Source organism: Larsenimonas rhizosphaerae (assembly GCF_026240105.1).
GTDB lineage: Bacteria > Pseudomonadota > Gammaproteobacteria > Pseudomonadales > Halomonadaceae > Larsenimonas > Larsenimonas rhizosphaerae.
In genome coordinates this window covers 380262-402377 of sequence record NZ_JAPIVE010000001.1, presented here as the reverse complement: position 1 = coordinate 402377, position 22116 = coordinate 380262, and the positions used below count along the sequence as shown (strand labels likewise).

18 protein-coding genes are annotated in these 22116 nt (G+C 56.5%); 4 read left to right on the top strand and 14 right to left on the bottom strand.

Annotated features, from left to right (window positions below; translation table 11 throughout):
• Positions 1-18: 18 nt before the first annotated feature.
• A complete protein-coding gene (locus OQ287_RS01835; RefSeq protein WP_265895392.1) occupies positions 19-2118 on the top strand; it encodes a TonB-dependent siderophore receptor in 2100 nt (699 codons plus the stop codon).
• 87 nt (positions 2119-2205) lie between these two features.
• Here OQ287_RS01835 and OQ287_RS01830 read toward each other — a convergent pair whose 3' ends face one another.
• The 3 genes from OQ287_RS01830 to OQ287_RS01820 all read right to left on the bottom strand — a co-directional run bounded on the left by OQ287_RS01830 (position 2206) and on the right by OQ287_RS01820 (position 6262).
• The gene (locus tag OQ287_RS01830) at positions 2206-3105 is read right to left on the bottom strand and encodes an alpha/beta fold hydrolase (RefSeq protein WP_265895391.1); all 900 of its coding nucleotides are present in this window, start codon (positions 3103-3105) and stop codon (positions 2206-2208) included.
• Between the two features lie 137 nt (positions 3106-3242).
• Positions 3243-5474, bottom strand: a complete 2232-nt coding sequence (locus OQ287_RS01825; protein ID WP_265895390.1) for an NADP-dependent isocitrate dehydrogenase — start codon at positions 5472-5474, stop codon at positions 3243-3245.
• 317 nt (positions 5475-5791) lie between these two features.
• The gene (locus OQ287_RS01820; protein ID WP_265895389.1) at positions 5792-6262 is read right to left on the bottom strand and encodes an Lrp/AsnC family transcriptional regulator; all 471 of its coding nucleotides are present in this window, start codon (positions 6260-6262) and stop codon (positions 5792-5794) included.
• 196 nt (positions 6263-6458) lie between these two features.
• Here OQ287_RS01820 and OQ287_RS01815 point away from each other — a divergent pair, with 196 nt between their 5' ends.
• Positions 6459-7475: a 1-aminocyclopropane-1-carboxylate deaminase gene (locus tag OQ287_RS01815; protein ID WP_250936290.1), complete on the top strand. Its 1017-nt coding sequence runs from the start codon at positions 6459-6461 to the stop codon at positions 7473-7475.
• A 75-nt stretch (positions 7476-7550) separates the two neighbouring features.
• Here OQ287_RS01815 and OQ287_RS01810 read toward each other — a convergent pair whose 3' ends face one another.
• The 8 genes from OQ287_RS01810 to OQ287_RS01775 form a co-directional block, all read right to left on the bottom strand.
• A complete protein-coding gene (locus OQ287_RS01810; RefSeq protein ID WP_265895388.1) occupies positions 7551-8585 on the bottom strand; it encodes a glycosyltransferase family 2 protein in 1035 nt (344 codons plus the stop codon).
• A 171-nt stretch (positions 8586-8756) separates the two neighbouring features.
• Entirely contained in the window at positions 8757-9539 is a 783-nt protein-coding gene (locus OQ287_RS01805) for a 5'-nucleotidase, lipoprotein e(P4) family (RefSeq protein ID WP_265895387.1), read from the bottom strand.
• Between the two features lie 81 nt (positions 9540-9620).
• On the bottom strand, positions 9621-10427 hold the full coding sequence (locus OQ287_RS01800) for an NAD-dependent epimerase/dehydratase family protein (protein WP_250936280.1): 807 nt from the start codon (positions 10425-10427) through the stop codon (positions 9621-9623).
• 25 nt (positions 10428-10452) lie between these two features.
• The gene (locus tag OQ287_RS01795; RefSeq protein WP_265895386.1) at positions 10453-11325 is read right to left on the bottom strand and encodes an amidohydrolase family protein; all 873 of its coding nucleotides are present in this window, start codon (positions 11323-11325) and stop codon (positions 10453-10455) included.
• Positions 11322-12461 carry a mandelate racemase/muconate lactonizing enzyme family protein gene (locus tag OQ287_RS01790; RefSeq protein ID WP_250936276.1) on the bottom strand — a complete coding sequence of 380 codons (1140 nt, stop codon included), beginning with the start codon at positions 12459-12461 and terminating at the stop codon, positions 11322-11324. The genes OQ287_RS01795 and OQ287_RS01790 overlap by 4 nt, the downstream gene beginning before the upstream one ends.
• 18 nt (positions 12462-12479) lie before the next feature.
• Entirely contained in the window at positions 12480-13760 is a 1281-nt protein-coding gene (locus OQ287_RS01785; RefSeq protein ID WP_265895384.1) for a TRAP transporter large permease, read from the bottom strand.
• Between the two features lies 1 nt (position 13761).
• Entirely contained in the window at positions 13762-14307 is a 546-nt protein-coding gene (locus OQ287_RS01780; RefSeq protein WP_250936267.1) for a TRAP transporter small permease, read from the bottom strand.
• A 43-nt stretch (positions 14308-14350) separates the two neighbouring features.
• A complete protein-coding gene (locus OQ287_RS01775) occupies positions 14351-15367 on the bottom strand; it encodes a TRAP transporter substrate-binding protein (protein WP_265895383.1) in 1017 nt (338 codons plus the stop codon).
• 399 nt (positions 15368-15766) lie between these two features.
• Here OQ287_RS01775 and OQ287_RS01770 point away from each other — a divergent pair, with 399 nt between their 5' ends.
• Together OQ287_RS01770 and OQ287_RS01765 are read left to right on the top strand one after the other, a co-directional pair.
• Entirely contained in the window at positions 15767-16348 is a 582-nt protein-coding gene (locus OQ287_RS01770) for a manganese efflux pump MntP (protein WP_250936259.1), read from the top strand.
• 118 nt (positions 16349-16466) lie between these two features.
• Positions 16467-18233: a hypothetical protein gene (locus OQ287_RS01765; RefSeq protein WP_265895382.1), complete on the top strand. Its 1767-nt coding sequence runs from the start codon at positions 16467-16469 to the stop codon at positions 18231-18233.
• A 514-nt stretch (positions 18234-18747) separates the two neighbouring features.
• Here OQ287_RS01765 and OQ287_RS01760 read toward each other — a convergent pair.
• From OQ287_RS01760 to OQ287_RS01750, 3 genes are all read right to left on the bottom strand, one after another.
• A complete protein-coding gene (locus OQ287_RS01760) occupies positions 18748-18945 on the bottom strand; it encodes a hypothetical protein (protein WP_265895381.1) in 198 nt (65 codons plus the stop codon).
• Between the two features lie 448 nt (positions 18946-19393).
• Positions 19394-21595, bottom strand: coding sequence for a glycogen debranching protein GlgX (gene glgX / locus OQ287_RS01755; protein WP_322974086.1), 2202 nt, complete (start codon positions 21593-21595; stop codon positions 19394-19396).
• A 49-nt stretch (positions 21596-21644) separates the two neighbouring features.
• Positions 21645-22064 carry a DUF2934 domain-containing protein gene (locus OQ287_RS01750; RefSeq protein WP_250936255.1) on the bottom strand — a complete coding sequence of 140 codons (420 nt, stop codon included), beginning with the start codon at positions 22062-22064 and terminating at the stop codon, positions 21645-21647.
• Between the last annotated feature and the right edge of the window lie 52 nt (positions 22065-22116).

Sequence of the window (22116 nt, the reverse complement as noted above, 5' to 3'; positions counted from 1 at the left end):
CCATCACACGAGATTCCCATGGCCCGCCCTGCAACACGCCTTGTTTTTGTCGGTTTTTCATCCCTTTCCCTGCTGGCAGCCCACCTGCCGGCGCACGCTGATTCCCATACCGTAGTGGTCGAGTCACACCGCCTGTCTTCCATCGCACCGGAAAGCTACCGAGCCCGCACCAGCACCATTGCCTCAAAACGCCCGATGAGTTTCCTGGACGAAGCACGCACCGTCGAAACCATTACGCCTCAGCTGCTTCAGGACAGCAACGCCACTACCCTGACCGACGCCATGACCTTCTCTGCCGGTGTCACCCAGGGCAACACCATGGGCGGTACCGAAGACGGCTTTATCAAACGAGGCTTTGGCAGCAACAGCGATGGCTCCATCCTGATTGACGGCATCCGCCAGCCCCGTGGCACCTTTTCAATGGCCACCGTCGATCATGTGGAAGTACTCAAGGGCCCGGGTGCCCTGTTTCATGGCCAGCAGGATCCCGGAGGCGTGATCAATCTGGTCACCAAACGGCCTGAATACACCTGGCAGCGCAGTATCAGTGGCGATCTTTCCTCTTTCGGCGGTGGCAATGCCAGCATCGATGTCACCGGCCCGATTCAGGATACCGGGCTCGCCTTTCGTTTTATCGTGGATCACAGGGATGAAAATGACTGGCGCAGTTTTGGTACCCGCCGGCGAACAACCGTAGCGCCTTCTCTCCGCTGGGAGGGGGAGCACAATCGGGCGCAACTTTCCTATGAGTACCGGGATTATGACCTGACCCTGGATCGCGGCACGGTCATCACCAAAGGTACCCCTGCCGGCGTCCCGCGCAAACGCCGATTTGATGAATCATGGTCTCGTGTCTATGGCCATGATCAGGCCATCACCGGCTGGTGGGAACAGGATCTGGTGGACGACTGGAAGATGCGCCTGACCTATGGCTGGAACAGACGGCAGTACAGCGATGGTCAGCCGCGCGTTCTAGGCGTGGACGATACGACGGGAGCACTGACCCGCCGCGCCGATGCCAACAAGGGGTTTGATCGCCGGGTCATTTATACGTCACTGGACGTGACCGGAGACCTGTGGCTGGCCAATCAGCGCCATGAGATAGTGCTGGGCGCCGACCATGAGCGCCAGCGCGACTACCTGGCGGATGTCTACCGGGGCAGCGCCGTGACGGACAGCACGGTTTACAACGCCGGCAACCGTACGCTGACGCTTGATACCGATGACTATAATGCCGGTCGCAGCCACCGCCTTGACGAAATCAATACAACCGGGGTCTACGTCAATGATCGGTGGCATCTGGATGATCAGTGGATTCTGGCCCTGGGCGGCCGCTTCAGCCACTATGAGCAGTACGGTGGCCGAGGCCGCCCCTTCGTCGTCAGCACCGATACGCAGGATGATATTTTTCTGCCCTCGGCCAGCCTGCTTTACCGACTCAGTGACCGTACTTCAGCCTATGCAAGCTACAGCGAGGCCTTTGTACCCAATGGGGCCGACAGCGATACCGGCCAGTTGCTCGAGCCGGAACACAGCAGAGGCTACGAAATCGGCCTCAAGCATCTCTGGACGGATCAGCTGGCCGGCACGGTCGCGGTGTACCGCATTCGCAAGGATAATGTGGCCGTATCCGATAACGGCGTCACTCGCACCGTCGGTCAAGCCAGTGCTCAGGGCATCGAGCTGGGCCTGAACGGCGAATTTCTGCCGCGCTGGTCAGTCCTGGCCAACTATGCCTATACCGATACCGAGGTCATCAGGGATACTGAAGGCAACAAGGGCAACCGCCTGCCGAATGCCGCCCGCCATACGGCCACTGTCTATATGGCCCATGATCTCGCCCTCGCACCGCATCTCGGCCAATGGCGCGTCGGGGGCGGTGTACGCTACGTTGGCGCACGTGAGGGCGACAGCGACAACAGCTTTTCACTGGATGACTATACCGTGGCGGATGCATTCATCGGCTGGGACTCACGGCTGTGGGGGCAATCCACACATCTGCAGCTCAACGTGAAAAACCTGTTCGATAGCACCTATTACCCCTCCAGCGGTGGCAGCACACGTGTTGTTGTCGGTGACCCGCTGGAAATCACCCTGACCGGCAGGGTGAGCCTTTAACTCCGGACCGAAAAAGTACCATCAAGAAAGCCGGGCGGATGCCCGGCTTTCTTGACACGCACCGCAGTCGATTCGACTGCGTGACCGTCAGCCCTGGGCGGCGGCAGCACGCTGTTCCATGAAGTCATGAATGGCGCGATACACTGCCTCGGGGCACTCCTCGTGCATCAACAGCCGTCCATGCGGCAGGGTTACCGCGTCAACGTTCCCGGCCTCACCCAGTGCCTGCATGTTTTCCCCGGAGCGGGCCGGCATGTGCGGAGTACTGAGCATCAGCACCGGCACGTTCAGGCCTTCCACTGCTGCGCGTGCATCCTCGGCGTGGATAAAGGCGTCATAACAGCCTGTCACGAACCGGATGGAGCCGTGGCGTGCGCCGGCACTTTTCGGTACCTGACGCTTGCCGGCCATACGTGCCCTGTTCAGCCAGTCCTGCTGCTCGAACACGTGCTCGTTAACCATCTTGCGAATACACCAGGGCCGTATGTTCAGCCAGTAAAGCCCCTTGCCTACCGGAGAATCAAACACCTGCCGAAGCTGCTTGAACCAGGGCTTGTTGACGCCACGGGTCATGGTCGGCAATGGCCCGCGCCAGGTCGGCGCGACCAGCGCCAGCGCATCGCAGGCGTCGGGGTGGCGCTTCAGGTACAGCAATGCAAGCCCGGCACCGTGACCGGCAGCGACCACTAGCGCCGGTCGCTCGCTCAGATGCGTCAGCAGATCATCGAGAAAGCGCACCATCAACGCTGCATTCCCCTCATGAAACGGGCGTGCCCGATCGCCGAAGCCTGGCCAGTCTACCGATACGGTGCGGTAATGTTCGGCCAGCCGGGCCTGTAGCGGGGCCAGCTCATGCCGGGTGGAGACAGTGGAAATCGCCGGCAGAAGCAGTGCCAGCGGTCCTCGTCCCTGAGTGGTCATGTCGACGGTGATGGGAACACCGGCCCCGTGCCAGATAAAGGCGTCCTGTCGTGCAAAGTGGGCCATGCCACCTCCAGATGAATGAATCCCGTTGCGCTATTATATCCTGAAAGTGCTTGATAATGGCTTTCATTACCGGGAGCACCCTTCAAAAAAACAGGCCCCGAAGGGCCTGTTCCATGGTGATACGTCCTGGCATCCTGTCAGTTGGATACCTTCTCCAGCGCCTTGTTCAGCGTCTCGCTCGGACGCATGGCTTCACTGGCCAGCTTCTTGTCCAGATGGTAATAGCCCTTGAGGTCTACAGCCTTGCCCTGGGCACCATTGAGCTCACCGACAATGGTCTGCTCTTCGGCTTCAAGGGTGTCGGCCAGATCGGAAAACAGCGCTTTCAGCTCGCTGTCATCATTCTGCTCGGCCAACGCCCTGGCCCAGTACATGGCCAGATAGAAGTGGCTACCCCGGTTGTCCAGTTCACCGGTCTTGCGCTTGGGCGACTTGTCGTTATCGAGAAAATCGCTGTTGGCCTGGTCCAGCGCTGCGGCCAGGATGCTGGCCCGCTTGTTGTCAAAGGTCTTGCCCAGATGCTCAAGCGAGGCCGCCAGTGCCAGAAACTCACCGAGGGAATCCCAGCGCAGGTGATTTTCTTCCACCAGCTGTTGAACATGCTTGGGTGCAGAACCACCGGCACCGGTTTCAAACAGCCCGCCACCGTTCATCAGCGGAACGATCGACAGCATCTTGGCGCTGGTGCCAAGCTCCATGATCGGGAACAGATCCGTCAGATAATCACGCAGTACGTTACCGGTCACGGAAATGGTGTCTTCGCCCTTGCGAATCCGCTCCAGCGAGAACTTCATGGCCTCGACCGGCTCCAGAATACGGATGTCCAGACCGCTGGTATCGTGATCCTTCAGATAGCGTTCTACCTTGCTGATCACCTGCGCATCGTGAGCGCGGTTGGCATCCAGCCAGAAGATGGCCGGCGTGTCGCTGTCACGTGCCCGCGTAACGGCCAGTTTGACCCAATCCTGAATCGGAGCATCCTTGGCCTGGCACATGCGCCAGATATCGCCTTCCTCGACAGCGTGTTCGAACACGACGTCACCGGCACCGTTGGTGACCTTGACCGTGCCCGCCATCGGAATCTGGAAGGTCTTGTCGTGAGAGCCGTACTCTTCTGCCTTTTGTGCCATCAGCCCCACATTGGGTACGCTGCCCATGGTGGTCGGATCAAAGGCACCATGCTTGATGCAGTCCTCGATCACGGTCTGATAGATCGTGGCATAGCAGCGGTCCGGGATGACGGCCTTGGCATCATGCAGCTCGTCATCGGTGCCCCACATCTTGCCGGAATCACGAATCATCGCCGGCATGGAGGCATCAATGATCACATCACTGGGCACGTGCAGGTTGGTAATCCCCTTGTGGGAATTGACCATGGCCAGCGACGGACGCTCCTGATACAGCGCGTCGATATCGGCCTTGATGGCATTCTGACGATCTTCCGGCAGCGACTCGATGGAAGAATAAAGGTCACCAATGCCGTTGTTCGGGTTGAAGCCTGCCTTGTCAAGGTCATCAGCGTACTTCTCGAGTACCTGCTGATAGAACTCCTGCACCACCAGCCCAAACATGATCGGGTCGGACACCTTCATCATGGTGGCTTTCAGGTGCAACGAGAACAGTACGCCCTTCTGTTTTGCATCTTCGATTTCATCAGCCACGAACGCACGCAGACTTGCAGAACTCATGGCAGAGGCATCAACCACTTCACCATCAAGAACCTTGACGGAATCCTTGAGAACCCGGGTCTCGCCGTTTTTGCCAACAAGTTCGATGCGCAGGGCATCATCCCTGTCCATCGTGGCAGACTGCTCACTGCCGTAGAAGTCACCTTCGCTCATGTGGGCGACATGCGACTTCGAATCGCTGCTCCACGTGCCCATGCGGTGCGGGTACTTGCGAACGTAGTTCTTGACCGAGGTCGGAGCACGACGGTCGGAATTGCCTTCACGCAGTACCGGGTTGACCGCACTGCCCTTGACCCGATCGTAGCGCGCCTTGATGTCCTTCTCTTCATCGGAGGACGGGTCATCCGGATAATCAGGCAGATCAAAGCCCTGACCCTGCAGCTCCTTGATCGCGGTTTTAAGCTGCGGCATGGAAGCACTGATGTTGGGCAGCTTGATGATATTGGCTTCAGGCCGCTTGGCCAGCTCACCCAGCTCGGCCAGATGATCGCCCAACTGCTGATCGCTGGTCAGACGCTCCGGAAACAGACAGATAATGCGGCCGGCCAGAGAGATATCCCGCGTTTCGACTTCAATGCCTGCCGGGTCGGTAAAGGCATCGATGATCGGCAACAGCGAAAACGTCGCCAGTGCGGGCGCTTCATCTGTCAGCGTATAAATGATCTTTGGCGTATCGGACATATTGGCGTTGACCTCTTTTGTCACAGCAATTGACGTGAGTCTGGATATTCAAACCTACAGGCCGCCGAGGTAACAGCGATCGGCAGCCTGTCAACAATGCACTTGCCCGGCCGACGCGTAAAACATGCCGACCGATGAACCCCGGGAGTATATCATTCCTGCCTTTCACGCGCATGGCTTGGGGAAAAATCACTCACCGAATGCCTGCAACTGATCTTTCATGAGCCCTTTCGAAGGCGCCAAACGGCTAATGAAGTGTCTACAATCCTGCACACTTCCCATGTACGCAGGGCGCACGTCGCCCGGCAATCCTCTACCTACATCGGAATCTGCGTCGATGACAGCACGCGCCTCAACCCCATGAAGGAGCGAATCTGCCGTACATGCGGCAGGTGAAGCAACTGCTCGGCATGCAGCCGATTGAAGCTTTTGTAATCCCGGGTGCGCAACAATAAAAAGTAGTCGAATTCGCCGGTCACCACATGACATTCCATGCACCCGGTGACCTTCCCGACAGCCTGCTCGAATTCGGCAAACGAGGCGGTGGTGGAATGATCCAGCACGACACCGACGATGACGACCATACCGGCCCCCAGCTTCTCCTCGTCAAGCAAAGCCACCACCGAACGAATCAGACCGGCCCGCTTCAATCGCTCTACCCGCCGCAGGCAGGCGGGCGCGCTGAGATTGACGCGCTCTGCCAGCGCCACATTGGACAGGGAGGCATCGGCCTGAAGCAGGCGCAGCACCTGCTGGTCAATACGGTCCAGCGTTATCTCGTCACTCATGAGCAGGCCTTTTTTTATTGCGCAGATGATGTCTTTTATTTACTCATGCATCGCCAGGCACGGTTTGATTAAAACATTACGCATCAATTGATCCTGATAACGCAACCTCTTGCATATCCGAGATCGTTACACTGGTAATCGATGCAGCCCTTATTCATGCCAGCGCTCCGATACGCCAACAACAAGGAATCATGCCATGTCTCTTGAGGATTTCGACAAGTACCCACTGACGTTTGGCCCCAGCCCGATTCATCCGCTGAAGCGACTCAGCGAACACCTGGGCGGCAAGGTGGCGCTGTACGCCAAGCGGGAAGACTGCAACAGCGGCCTGGCCTTCGGAGGTAACAAGACACGCAAGCTTGAATACCTGATCCCGGAGGCAATCAGGGGCGGCTACGACACCCTGGTATCAATCGGGGGCATTCAGTCCAATCAGACCCGTCAGGTCGCCGCCGTCGCAGCACACCTGGGCATGAAGTGCGTGCTGGTACAGGAAAACTGGGTCAACCATGACAGCGAGATTTACGACAAGGTCGGCAACATCGAAATGTCCCGCATACTTGGCGCTGATGTGCGGCTCGATGATGCCGGCTTTGATATCGGCATTCGGCCCAGCTGGCAAAAGGCTATGGAAGAAGTCGAAGCGCGCGGGGGAAAACCGTTTCCCATACCGGCCGGTTGTTCAGAACACCCGCTGGGCGGGCTGGGATTTGCAGGCTTTGCCGAAGAGGTGCGTCAGCAGGAACAGGCGCTTGGCCTGACCTTTGACTATATCGTGGTGTGCGCTGTTACCGGCAGTACGCAGGCTGGCATGATTGCGGGCTTTGCTGCCGATGGCCGCGCCGACCGGGTCATCGGCATCGATGCCTCTGCCGCGCCGGAGAAAACACGCGCCCAGGTACTGCGCATTGCTCAAAAGACAGCTGAACTGGTGGCGCTGGGTCGTCCGATCACCGACGACGATGTGGTGCTTGATACCCGCTACGGCCATCCGGAATACGGCCTGCCCAACGAAGGTACACTGGAGGCCATACGGCTGTGTGCTCGACTGGAGGGCATGCTGACCGACCCGGTATATGAAGGCAAGTCGATGCATGGCATGATCGACATGGTCCGAAACGGTGAATTCCCGGAAGGCTCAAATATCCTGTATGTCCATCTGGGCGGCGTACCGGCATTGAGCGCCTACAGTGATCTGTTCAGCGCCGGATAACGTCCTGTCAACTGACACCATGATACACACAGGGCGGCCGGAAGGGCGCCCTGTAAAAACATGCCGCTGGCAGGTTCAGCGAACACCCACCTTGCGCTGCTTGTATTTGGTGCCGAAAAACACGATAAAAAACAGCAGGGTATCCTGCCTGTGACGGACAAGGCGTGTCATGAGTGCCGTCTGACGCCCTGCCTGCCAGGGGGTAGCCTGGCCCAGATCGGCCTGGCGACGTGCAGTACGGGCATTGTCACGAAACTCATGAAAGGCAGCTGACAATGCGGGGCCACCCCGCTTGGCAATGTTTTGTGCGCTGTTGACCAGTGCACGCGTCCAGTGCCTTGCCATGAAGGCATCGCTGTAAATGCCCCGTTCGCGCAGCAGCTTCTCCACTCGGCCCAGTCCGTATTCAAAATAGGTGAACTGTCTGGGATTATAACTGGTGGTCAGGGATTCAGACTGACCCACCATGTAGCGATAGACATCATCGTTGCAGATGACCCCCTGCTGAACGTGCACAAAGATGTCCAGGTTGAAGCGGAAGTCTTCTCCCAGCGCCACACCTTCTTCGAACTCGATGGCGTGCCGATGCAAAAGGTCGGCCCTGAACAACTTGTTGAAGACCGGGTTGAACAGACCTGCCTCATAAAGCATGGGAAAGTCACGATCAAAATCAAACCCGTGCTCCTCCAGCTCGGAGCGCCTGAGTATCTGGCCTGTCGATTCATCCATGGTTGCGTAATTGAACACCGCAACGTCTGCATCGGCGTCCATGGCCTTGTCGAGCACCTGAAGCAATGGCGCCGCTTCAAGGTAATCATCCGAATCACAAAAGGCGACATAGCGACCACGCGCAGCGCGAAGGCCCGCATTGCGGGCAGCCGACACCCCGCCGTTCGGCTGGTCCATGACCGTGACGTTATCACACTCTTTTTCAAAGCCACGACATGTGGCAAGACTGTCGTCCTTGGAACCATCATTGACCAGCAGAATTTGAACCCGATCAGCCGGCAAGGCCTGAAGGTGCTCAAACAGGGTCGGTAGCGAGCCGATGGCGTTATAGACGGGTACGACCACACTAAGGTCAGGCGTGAGAACAGATTCAGACGTCATAGACTAATCGCCAGGCGCGTTAAGGATAGAAAAATTTGACCAAGCTTAATCAACTGCAGACAAATGCGAAAGCAGTGCAAATGATATATGCCTGAAATCATCGTTCGAGCATATTTCACGACATTGTCGCAAAGGGGAAGACCACCTTGAGCACGTGGCCTTCGGCCGGGGTCACTGGTGGCTTTTTTCCTGCCATGTCTTGAGGTCTGAATCGCTCCAGTGCCCATAGGCCGCATTGGGCAGCATGATCCAGTCATGGCCGAAATGGTCGGCGCTGCGCTGAACCTGCTGATGATCCTGAGCTGGCGTGGTACCGGCAAAGCGGTCCGAAAAGTCATGCAGGGTATCACCCAGCTGCATGATGACAGTGTGATCCTTCAACACGCTGGCGCGGCGCTCTGCCTTCGGCGGCCCCAGAAGCAGGACATGATCCTCACTGGTCTGAGGCAGGCCAAGCCGGTCAAGCGTAGCTATCGTATCGGACTTGTTTTCGTCCGAGCGGTCGGAAATGTAATAAATGGACACACCGGCCCTGTCAGCCTTCTCAAGAAACGCCAGAGCGCCAGGAATCAATGTCGGCACGCCCTCTTTTTCCCAGTCGTGCCAGGTATCCCACGTGGTATAATCGTGACAGCGTTCCATGTCACGTACCAGCAGAGCCGAATTATCAAGTACGGTCTCGTCAAGGTCAGTGATGATAGCCAGATTGTCTGTATCAGGATGGGCGGCGAGTGCCTGATCCAGCCGCAGGGAAGCCAGTACATAGCTCTGACGCTGCAGGGCAGCCACTTCAGCAGACTGCTGATAGTGCAGCCCCATACGGTAGGCCATCGGTTCACAAAGCTGCGCGGCGACGGGGTCCTGCTTTTGGGCCATGGCCGCACCTGCCCCAAGACCCAGCACCGTGGCACACCCGATGACTCCGACGTAACGTGCAAGACTGACCGAGACCATATTGTCTTCTCCTGACATGATTGTTGTTGGTAGGGTCAGAAAAGCATAGCAGCATATGATCGCCCGGTTACGCGAACATTCTCAGTCGTCGGTATCGTCCGGATGGCCCTGTGCAGCAAACCCGCCCCCCTGATAGCGCAGCTCGGGAGCATCCACCGGCAGCACCGGTGTGGCATCCAGTGCCTGGGCACGCCAGGGGGCCGAACTGTCTTCCGGACGCCATCCCAGAAACGAGGCATGCCGGTTGTCCCACCAGCACTCATCGTTGTCGGACACGCCATAAATGACCGTATGAGCCAGAAAAGGCGCATCAAAGGCCTGCACCAGCAAGCGCATGAAATCCGCCACACTCATCCAGGTTGCCAGCATGCGCTGATCCCTGGGCTGCGGAAAACAGGAGCCAATGCGTACCGACAGGGTCTGCACTCCGAACTTGTCCCAGTACAGGCTGGCGAGGTCCTCACCGAAACACTTTGACAGGCCATACAGTGAATCCGGCCGATGCGGAACACGAGTATCAATCCGCTCGTGGCGCGTATAAAACCCGATGGTGTGATTGGAACTGGCAAAAACAATACGCGGCCTCCCTTCCTGCCGAGCGGCTTCATAGAGGTTGTAGGTGCCAACGATGTTGGACTGCAGGATACCCTGCCACGGCTTTTCAACCGAGACTCCTCCCAGGTGAAGAATGCCGTCACAGCCAGCAACCAGCGAACGAACGGCCTGCATATCCGCCAGGTCACAGGGCCTGCTTTCTTCATGGGCAGCCAGCTCATCAATATCCGACAGATCGGACAATCGCACCTGACGCGCAAGGTCCGACAACTGTGACCGAATCGCTTTTCCTACACCACCGGCGGCTCCGGTGACCAATAAACGCTCGAGCATGAGGCACTCCTCCTTGTGGTCTGTTTCAGGGGGTCGCAAAGCCGTAAAGCTCGGCAGGATTATCCACCAGAATTCTCTGTTGCTCCGCCGGAGAGGCCCAGCGCATCAAGACATCCAGCAGGTCGACGTCATCCGGGTAATGCGTACGAGGCACCCCGACATGAGGCCAGTTACTGCCCCATATCACCCGCTCGGGCGCATGGTGAATCATTCTTCTGGCAACCGCGCCGACATCCTCGAAGTCTGGCCCACCGGTCAGGCTGCTTTCATAAGGGGCACACAGTTTAAACCAGACATCACCGCGATCCATCAATCTGGCGAGGGCGTCAACCCGGGCATCATCTGCAGCTACCGGGTCCATGAACTTGCCCAGATGATCAATGATGAACGGGCCCTTGAGCTGTTCCAGTACCGGCAGGTAGGTCATGAGAGACTGCCCGTTGAACTGAATCATCAAATGCCAGCCGTAATCACGAACACGTGCCTCCACGGCGCGCGCCTGATCAATGCCGACAGCACCGCCGGGCAGCTGCATGATTCGAGCCCCACGCACGCCGGCATGATGCAGCGCCAACAGCTCTTTTTCGGGAGTATCCGGCCTGACCACTGCCACCCCTCTCGCCACCTCCGGGCCCAGGGACTCAAGCCCCTTGAGCAAGGCGGCATTGTTGGCCTGATACGCATTGGGCTGCGTCAGCACAACGCGCTCCAGACCAAGCCATCGTTGATAGGCCCGGTAATCTTCCGGCTCGGCCCAGGCCGGAATGGCCAGACCATCAGGTTCTGCCTCATGCCCCCTCGGATACAGGTGAATGTGGCAGTCAGTCGCGCCTGGCGGGGTGATCAACCGCGGAGCACGACCGTCGAGCGGCCTGAAATTATCAGGAACAGAGGTCATGCCGAGGCTCCTTGAAGAAAGCGATTCAAACCTGCTCGATCAATATCGATACCAAGGCCCGGGCCGTCAGGAATATTCATCCAGCCGGCATCAGGCAGCAGAGGCGATGTGACCATCGCCTGACGCAAGGGATTGGGGGTACAGTCGAATTCAAACCACAGGGGGCGAGGCTCGCGCCTGCGTGGAGACGGGGGAAGAGCCGCCAGAAACTGAAGCGCTGCCGCCATGCCGATCGAGGTGCCAAATACATGGGGCACCAGACGAATACCATGCAGATCCGCAAGCGCCACGATCCGCAGCGCTTCCGTCAGCCCGCCTGCCGCACAGACATCCGGCTGCAGAATATCCACGGCACCGGCCTTCAAGGCCTCCTGCATGGCAAAGGCGCCCTGCCAGGTTTCCCCGCCTGCCACAGGAATCGGCTGACCGGCGCGAACTGCCTGATAGGCCGACAATTGTTCCGGCACTACCGGCTCCTCGAACCAGTCGATGGAAAATATCGCCGCACGCTGGCCCAGCTCGATGGCTTCAAGAGCATCATAGCCATGGTTGGCATCGATCATCAGCCGGACGGAGGGGCCGATGGCCTCACGCACCGCGCGAATCAGTCGAAGGTCTTCCTCGACATCAAATCCGATCTTGATCTTGACACCGGAAAACCCCTCACGGGCATAACGCCCCATGTCGGCGCTGATGGAGGCAATGCGATCAAGACCGTCCGTCCGAAATCCTCCCGTGGCGTAGGCCGGCACGGACTCACGAAAGCGGCCACCGAGGAGCGTCGCGACCGATACACCCAGATGACGCCCCTTGATATCCCAAAGGGCAATATCGATCCCACTAAGGGCCGTCACGGCAAGCCCTCGCTGCCCCTGGTCACGCAGCAGATTGTAGAGCTCGGACCAGCAACAGGTCGTGTCCAGTGGGTTCATGCCTTCAAGCATCCGGCCATAAATGGTCACGATGGCGGCATTGGCACGGGCAGGACCAAGACACTCACCCCACCCGATGGTCCCATCATCACAGGTAATTTCTACCAGACAGGCCTGACGGCGCTCGAACCTCATACTGGCGCTCTCAAAAGCCCGCTCAAGGGGGGCATCCAGAACATGAGCCACTACCGATTTGATACGCATGTTATCTCCCGGACCGGTTTACTTGATCAATGCAGGAAGCGTCAGCGACACCGCCGGTATGTAGGTCACCAGCATCAGTACCGCAAACAGGGCCAGATAAAAGGGCCAGATGGTCCTGACGGCCTGCTCGATCCTGATCTTGCCGATCACACTACCGACAAACAGACATGAGCCGACCGGTGGCGTGCACAATCCCAGCCCCAGATTGATCATCAGGATAATGCCGAACTGAATGGGATCCATTCCAAACTGAGTCGCGACCGGCAGGAAGATGGGAGTACAGATCAGAATCAGAGCGGCCATGTCCATCACCATGCCCAAAGCCAGCAGCAGCATATTCAGCAGCAGAAACACGACCCAGGGACGATCTGAAATACTTAAAAGTGCTTCGCTCATCAGCGTCGGCACATCGTAAAGCGCCAGAAGCCACGAGAAGGCCGAGGCACAGGCCACCAGTATCATGACCATCGAGGTGGTGCGCACCGATTGAAACACCGCAGCCTTGAAGCCGGCCCAGGTCATCTGCCGGTAGATCAGAATCGTTACCAGCAGCGCATAGATCGCACCGAAAGCGCCTGATTCAGTCACGGTCAAAATACCGGAGAGCACGCCCCCCACGATGATGACGGCAGTAAGCAGCCCGGGCAGTGCGGCGACAAGGCTTATCGCCAGAGCCCTTATGCCGGGAAAGGGCTCACCGGCATACCCCCGCCTGACCGCGACAAGCCAGGCTGCAAAGCCAAGCACAACGCACATCAGGATCCCAGGCACCAGACCGGCAATAAAAAGCTGTGTTACCGAAATACCGCCACCCGCCGCCACGACATAGAGGATCATGTTGTGGCTGGGTGGAATAACCACACCTGCAACCGAAGACGTGACCGTTACGTTGACAGCGTAATCCGCGTCATAGCCCTTCTCTTTCATCACAGGAATCAAAATGGAGCCCAGCGCCGAGGTATCCGCCACCGCTGATCCGGAAATACCGCCAAACAGCATGGACGAACTGACATTGACCAGCCCCAGGCCGCCTCGCACGCGCCCTACGGCAGCAGACGCAAATCGCACCAGGCGGTCGGAGATTCCGCCGTGCAGCATCAGTTCGCCGGCAAAGATGAAAAAGGGAATGGCCAACAGTGAAAAGACCGACATGCCGGACAGCATCCGCTGAAAGGCAACAAACAGAGGAATACCTTCGTAGATGAAGGCGCTGACTGCCGCCAGTCCGACGGCAAAGGCAACCGGCGCACCAACGACCAGTCCGAGAATAAAGATGCCAAACAGAATGATAAGCCCCATGTCACTGCCCCTCCCGGGTACGATGGATCACGGCATCCACACACTGAGCCAGTGCGAACCAGGCCATCAGCACCCCACTCGCCACCAGCGGCGCCGCGCGCCAGCTTTCCGATAACCCGACCATCGGGATGGGCCGATCAAGGTTTCCCATGAACATGACACCGCCCTGCCAGGCCATCAGAAGACCGAACACAATGACAAAGGCATTCGCCACAACGCTGTTCACACACTGAGGCCAACCGCTCAAGCGATCCTTCAGAAAATCGATGCTCAGGTGGACCCGGTGATGGACACCGGCCGCAGCTCCCAGGGTGGTGATATACACCACACACACCAGCGCGGACTGCTCAACCCAGGTCGGCGTGTCATTAAGCACGTAGCGACCGAAAACCAGCCAGCCGAAGCTGCCGATCAGATACACCATCAACACACCGGACACGGCCATGCACAACCAGGCAGCGCCGTTCATGCATCGCTCATGCCCCAGGGACAGACGGGCCCTGCCCGCCACGCGTCGGGACTGCGTCAGATGAACACTGGCAGACATAAAGCCCCCCTGCCTTGATCAGGAAAAGTAGACATCCCTGCTATTACTGCGGAGACTGCGGAGACTGCGCGGTTTTGATCTCTTCGATCAACGATGCAAACTGCGGATACCTTTCAGTGAACTCGGTATAGATCGGTGCCATCCGGTTCTGAAAGGCTGCCTTGTCCTTGATCTCATTGACTTTGGAGCCAGCGGCAATGACTTTCTCACGACTTGTTTCGGACCGCTCGGCCCACAGCTTTCTCTGCAACGCGCCGGCATCAGTGGCCGCCTGCTGGACCACGTTCTGATCTTCTGGAGACATCGCGTCCCAAGTGGTTTTGGCAACGCACAGACACTCCGGCAATATCAGATGATCTGTGGTGGAGAAATACGGCGCAATTTCGTAGTGGTTACTGGATTCATAGGACGGAAAGTTGTTTTCAGCGCCATCCAGCACCCCGGTCTTGAGGGACTGGTAAACCTCGCCGTAGGACATGGGGGTCGCATTCCCTCCAAGGGCGTCAATCATGTCGACATAAAGGTCATTGTTCATGACACGAATCTTGAGCCCCTTGAGGTCATCAGGCGTGGAAATGGGACGTTTGGTGTTGTAAAGGCTGCGGGCCCCGGAATCAAACCACGCCAGTACAACCAGCCCCTTGTCCGCCAGGGCATCGGCGAACTTCACACCAATCGGGCCATCCATGACCGTGTGCATGGCCTCGATGTCCTCAAACAGAAAGGGCAGCGAGAGCACATTGGTAGCCGGCACAATAGGCCCCATCGGCCCCATGTTGAAATTGGCAAAATTCAGTGCCCCGTTACGGACCTGCTCGATGGCATCGGATTGATCCCCGAGGATGGCATTGTCATAGACCTTTGCCCTGATATCTCCATGTGTTCCCGCGGTAACCTGGTCGGCAAACTGCTTCATGGCGACGCTATTGGGATAGCCTGCCGGATGAATGTTCCACCCACGCCAGTTGTCGGCAGCGGCTGGCATCGACATCATGCCCAGCGTGGCGGTTAATGCCAGCACCAGTGCACAGCGGGGGGGACGGTGAGCCATCAGAAGCATGGGATATTCCTCGATTATTGTAATAGTGACGACAATCCAGCGGAGCTGCCGATCATGGGGGATTCCAGAGCAACTAGGTAATACATCATACAAATAATAATTCGCTAAAGGCGTTCGAATAACAATCACACCAAGGATTAATCACCTTAAGTCCAGGAAGGGAAACAGCGGTATCGGGAATGATAAAAGAAAAACCAATTCAACCTGAGTTAATCATCATCACCCTGGAAATCTTCCTATCCATTCGGCAAACAACACAACCGCTGGTGAAACAATGTCGTTGAACTACACAATAAAACCAGTGTAAATTATTGTTTTTATTGAGATTTTAAAAAAAAGCCTTATCATTGACGTCTATACACCACATTCCATGGTCCGGTTGCCGATGAACCTTCTGTCATGACATTTTATTCTCTGACGTTTCTTGCCTTCTCAATGTCAACCGACGCCTTTGCCGCCTCCGTCAGCAAGGGAGCGTTACTGACCAGACCCAGCATCGCAAGGGCAGTACGTACCGGACTGCTGTTTGGAATCATTGAAGCACTGACACCGCTGATCGGCTGGTGTCTGGGTATTACTGCCAGCCAATGGGTCATGCAGTGGGATCACTGGATTGCCTTCACCCTTCTGGCTGTTCTTGGTGGGCGCATGGTGTACACCAGCCTTCGTCAGGTCACTCGACCCGATCCGGATACAGACGCAGCAACCTCGCCTTCAAGCACCTCGCTGATTCAGCTTGTCCTGACGGCCATTGCCACCAGCATTGATGCACTGGTCGTGGGAGTAAGCCTTGCCTTTGCCGACGTCAATATCATCCATGCGTGTCTGGCTATCGGGTTTTCCACGGCCCTGATGGTGATGATTGGCACTCTGCTTGGACAGCGCCTGGGTGGGCTTTTTGGCCGCCGCGCCGAAATGCTGGGCGGTGTAATATTGATTGCCATTGGTCTGAGTATTCTGATCGATCACTTGAGCGCCTGATTTCGCTACAGGTGTCGCACCTGCCCGCCACACCTGCCCCGCCTGTACCCTGATCAACACTATCGCGACACTGGTCATGCAAGCCAACACCTGCAAGCAAATACTCAGGGAGCGGAACATGACTACTATTATTTTTCTCAATAATATCGAAGAACTTCGTCAGCGCACTCCTGCCAAACAGGAAGAGGTCGTTGAAGTCGATCATCATACGGTTCCCGGCTATGGCAGTGGTCGCTATCGCCATGCCCCTTCAAGCAAAAATGACGATGATGGTGGCGATACCATCGTTACAAGCTCCGGAGCACGCTATCAACGTATCTGGTCATCCGGGGAAACCGGCAACCCGCTGATGTGGGGCGCAGATCCCACAGGCAAAACAAGCAGCAGTGACGCTTTTCAACGTCTGGCTGACTCTCAGCTGGTGACCACCATCGAAGTGCCGACTCGAGGCATATTCAGCTTTGATCGGACGGTAGAACTGACGAACCGCCTGAAGGTCGTGGGCAAGCAGTGGGGACACTTCGGTAACTCAAGCAACCGCGCCTCGTTAAAAAGCATGAATGAGCTGGAAGGCCCGATCTTCTCGAATGTTTATCATGCTCAGGGGCTGTCTTTCTTTGCACCGAATAATGCCAGGGATAACCCGAATGCCTACGCCATAAAGCTCAACGGTTATTGCAATCAGGTCAGCGAATGTACGTTCCGCATGAAACGCCTCGATGCCATACATACTGATACGGCCTGCGATATCACGATCCGTGACTGCCAGTTCACCGATACCCACGCCTGCCTGGAAATAGGCAACAAGCTGATAGCCACTACGGTGCGCTTCATCCGAAATCAGTGCCAGTATGTTACCTACGGCATTCTCAGTGGAAATGAGTTCTGGGGGGGCGCACTGATCGATAATGTATGGGAAGTCTGTGACAACTCCCTGATTCGAACCAAAACCATTTTCAATACCCGTATTGAAGGTAACTGGATTGAACGAGGTGGCAACTCGGACAAACCCATTCCCATCATCAAGGCTACCGCCCGCGGTCAAATCACGGACTGTTTTGCCTCAGGCAATAGTTTCCACTTTGCCAGTGGGTGGAAAAACACGCTTTCACCCGAGGCCGGCCGTTATACCAATGCGTTCGGCGGCGTTAATGTCGATAACAATACGGTATCAGTTTCGTCGGCAACCGGAGCAGGCAGCTTCTTCAAGGTCAACGGAATTACTCAGGAACTGGATGACTGGACCCGGCTGAATGACTTCAGTATCGAGACCAACAGAAACAGAAATGGTGCCGCCGACATCAAACTGAACTCTGCCGGTAACATCACGCTGAAAGCCGGCAAAAAGAAGATTTATATCAGCGAAGGCGAGGACGAACACTCCGAAGTAGAGCTTTATTATCCACGCCGTATTCTGGCGGACACGGGGACCGATGCAAATATCGCGCTGGCGCCGTTCATGTCAGGCCATTTTCAGGCGCGTGTACCTGTCATCAACACCTTACCGGCTGACAGCAGCAAAAAGGTCATTGCATCAGCGCTTACCGCCATGCCTTATCTGATGGAATACGATGGGCCGTACAAGCCAGGTGAACATACCGGCAAGGGGATGGCCCTGTTTGATACCGTCGAGATCGACGACGAGTATGTGTCGCTCATCAATGACCACTATCATTTCAGGGATCCCATCGTCATGGTCACGGTCAACCAGGAAGGACTTCGCTTCTCTCACTGGGAGCCCATCAATGCTTATGGCCATTCATGGAGTGCATATCAGCGCTGCAAGGGCGTACGGCTTTATTTCAAGGATGCCAAGACAGGCAATGCCGTAATCCCGGAGTCCCGCGGATTTGCTCTCATGTTCATGGAAACAGATGGCAAGTAACTCAGGAGTAAGAAGCGCCCGTCCCGACGGGCGCTTCTTATAAGGCATTGCAATGGCCACCGCGCTTGATGTCGCGGACCCTTCCCTTCCATACATACCCGCTCCGCTGCCCTTCTGATCACCGAGCTTATCCTGTCAGTAGCACAGCGTGCCCCAGGTTCCTGTCAGACAGGCGACGCATCATTACTTACGGGGTCATTAAAACATTATACAAATGCGATAACCCTTTGGTATAACCTGCCGATAAAAACGCCCCGACACATTGCCTGCCCAGTGCCTGCTCACCCAGTGTCGAGCACCAGCCGCACCGAGCTGACCATTCCTTAAAAAAATAATAAATACATAAGGTTATAACCTTAAACCTGTCCACTCCGGCCAATGAAATGTACTGGATACCACCAACCCTTAACTGTACATTTTTTTAAAAAAAATATTGTACAGACCTACTACAATATGCGATCTTGTTTGTGCTGCGCCAAGAAAGGGAACCGGCGGCCGGCAAGGATGCCCGGCATCAAGCACCGACGAATAGTGTTGCCAGGATGGCAACTTGACCAACGCAAGGAATGCGAACATGAATTACGGAATGAGCTGCCATCGTTGCGGAAGCAAACAGATTATCTCCAGCAACGATGAAGATGATTGTGCTGAAATAAGTTGCCATGAATGTGGTGAATTTCTGGACACCGTAGGCCACTGGAATGACATTCATTCTCCCAGCCTGGCATTTCAGGCGCTGAACCAGTCTAGAATTCTGGCGTTCCAGATGAACCGCACAACCACCTCATCAGACGCTACGCAACTTGCATCATGATGCGAGTTGCACTTGATCTGAAGTGCTCTTCCTGCAGCCATGATCAATTCATGGTGCCTGTAAAGCGCGATCAGGGAAATGATGTGTTGTGTGCCAGGTGTAATACTGTTACCTGTGCCGCAGAAGATCTGGAGCAGGCTCTGAGACTGGCGAGGTCGCACCATGCTTCACACGGGCATGATGCAAGAGCTTCTTCATCACTCTGAACCCTGCTGTTGATATCAAAGGCCCTGCCCTCGTGGCGGGGCTTTTTAATAGGCGGACAGTAGGCAATCGACCATAAAAAGGCCATAGAGCGCCCATTCAACAGACACTCTATGGCCCGCCCGGTGACACTATTTTCGTTTCAAAACAGCGGCATCAGCTCCATCAGGACCAGAGAACGGGGCTGCACGTTGTACATGCTCCCGAACTCCAGCATGGCGTCTCGACTGACCGGCGCATCAGACGCCTGTGCAGTATCAAGACAGCGCATCCAGAGCCGACCATGAGCCACCTCCGGCAGACGCCATTCAATGGCTTCGTGATGCGCATTGAAAATAATGAAAAGCGTACTGTCTGATCCTGCGCGACGTATTCCTGTAGGCTGCGCCCGACCATCAAGGATGACACCAATGGCATGGGCATGGGCATCATTCCAATCGGGTACATCCATTAACGTGGCATCAGGAGTCATCCAGCTGATGTCCTGAATACCCAGCTCCTCATTGAATTCGCCGGTCAAGAACCGACCACGGTGCAGGATGGGGTAATGCTGACGCAATCGAATAACTCGTCGTGTGAACTCCAGCAGTTCGCGACCTTCGTCCGACAGGTCCCAGTCTATCCAGCCAATCTCGCTGTCCTGACAGTACGCATTATTGTTTCCTCCCTGGGTTCGCGCAAATTCATCGCCGGCCAGCAGCATGGGCGTACCCTGCGAGAACATCAGAGTCGCGATCAGATTGCGCATCTGACGCATGCGCAACGCGCTTATCTCGGGATCATCGGTCCAGCCTTCGACCCCGTGGTTCCATGAATGATTATCGTCATGGCCATCACGATTATCTTCACCGTTCGCTTCGTTATGCTTGTCGTTATAGGTCACCAGATCCCGCAACGTGAAACCGTCATGGGCCGTGACAAAATTGACCGAGGCATACGGTTTGCGACCACGGTGGTCAAACAGGTCAGCAGACCCGGTCAACCGTGTCGCGAAATCAGCCAGGGTGCCGTCGTCACCTTTCCAGAATGCACGCATGGTATCGCGATACCGATCGTTCCACTCGGCCCACCCCGGAGGAAAGCCGCCTACCTGATAGCCACCCGGGCCACAGTCCCAGGGTTCCGCGATCAGTTTGCAGCGCGACAGCACCGGGTCCTGTCGGCAGGAATCCAGAAACCCCCCGCCTTCATCAAACCCATGGGGCTCACGTCCAAGAATGGTAGCCAGATCAAAACGGAAACCGTCCACTCTCATTTCCAGCGCCCAGTAACGCAGTGAATCCGTTACTAGTTGCAGCACCCTGGGGTGAGACAGGTTCAGGGTATTTCCCGTACCGGTATCATTGATGTAATAGCGCCTGTCATCCGGCATCAGACGGTAATAGCTGGCGTTATCGATTCCCTTCCAGGAAAGCGTTGGCCCAAGTTCATTACCCTCGGCGGTATGGTTGTACACCACATCCAGAATGACCTCGATACCACCGGCATGACAGCAGGCAACCATCTGCTTGAATTCGCTGATGGTGCTGGTGGCCATGTATGCCTGATGAGGTGCAAAAAAGGCCAGGGTATTGTAGCCCCAGTAATTATGCAGTCCCTTCTCCTGCAGGTGCCGGTCATCGGCAAAGGCATGAATGGGCATCAATTCCAGTGAGCTGATACCAAGGCTTCGCAGGTAATCAAGTACTGCCGGCTCACTCAGCCCGGAAAAGGTACCGCGCACGTTCTCACTGACATCGGGATGACGCATGGTCAATCCCCGCACATGCGCCTCATAAAATACCGTCCGCTCCCAGGGCACATGAATTTCCTGCGAGCGGCCCCAGGTAAATGCCGGGTCGATCACTCGACACTTGGGAATGAACGGCGCGCTGTCACGCTCATCAAAACTCAGATCACCATCTTCATGCCCGATCGTATACCCGTAAAGGGCATCATCCCATATCAGCTCACCTACCAGCTGGCAGGCACAGGGATCAATCAACAGCTTGTTGGGATTGAAGCGATGCCCTTCTTCCGGTGCGTAGGGGCCATGAACCCGATACCCATAGAGCAGACCAGGACGAGCATCGAGAAGATAGCCGTGCCAGACCTCATCGGTATACTCGGGCAATTCAATTCGCTCGATTTCGGTCTGACCGTCGTCACTGAAAAGACAGAGCTCAACCTTGGTGGCATGGGCCGAAAAAATGGCGAAGTTAATGCCCAGCCCGTCCCAGGTCGCGCCCAGAGGATAGGGCAGGCCTTCCTGAACCCGACTGCCTTCTTCTGTATGCATGAGAGGTGCCTGCGCCGGAGTGGTTACCCCTGGCGTCGACTCCCCGGAATGCGTTGATGTGGTCATGAAAGGCCCTTGTGAGTACTTGAAATCAGTATGTTGTATCGGCTACCGATCATTCGCCGGGAGCCTGTCTGGCTCGGGTACTCGCCTTTCCGCCCTTGCTGCCTCGTTTGGCCGTGGCACGACGTGGAGGCTTCTCGACACTGACGTTGCCATCCTTCTCCGCAGCTGCATCAACACTTCGACGTGATGTCGTGGTTCGTTTGGCCCTGGCAGGCGCAGCCGGCGTTTTCTCTTCTGCCCCGGCAGGCACTGCAACAGCGGCCCCGTCTTCTGCGACAGCATGTTCCTTCGGTCCGGAAGGGTTCATCTCGAAACGCTGCGGCACTTCCTTGGGCAGATCAGTAATTCGTTCCGCTGCCACCAGACGGCTGGCCATCTGCCAGTGGCGCTCGGACTGCCCATCCGGGCACCCTTCGGATTCCCAGATTCGGTAAGCCAGTAAACGAATACGCAATTGATCATCAGCCATGACGACATCCTCCTGGCGAGGCATACGATATGCCTCGACGTATTGAAAAATA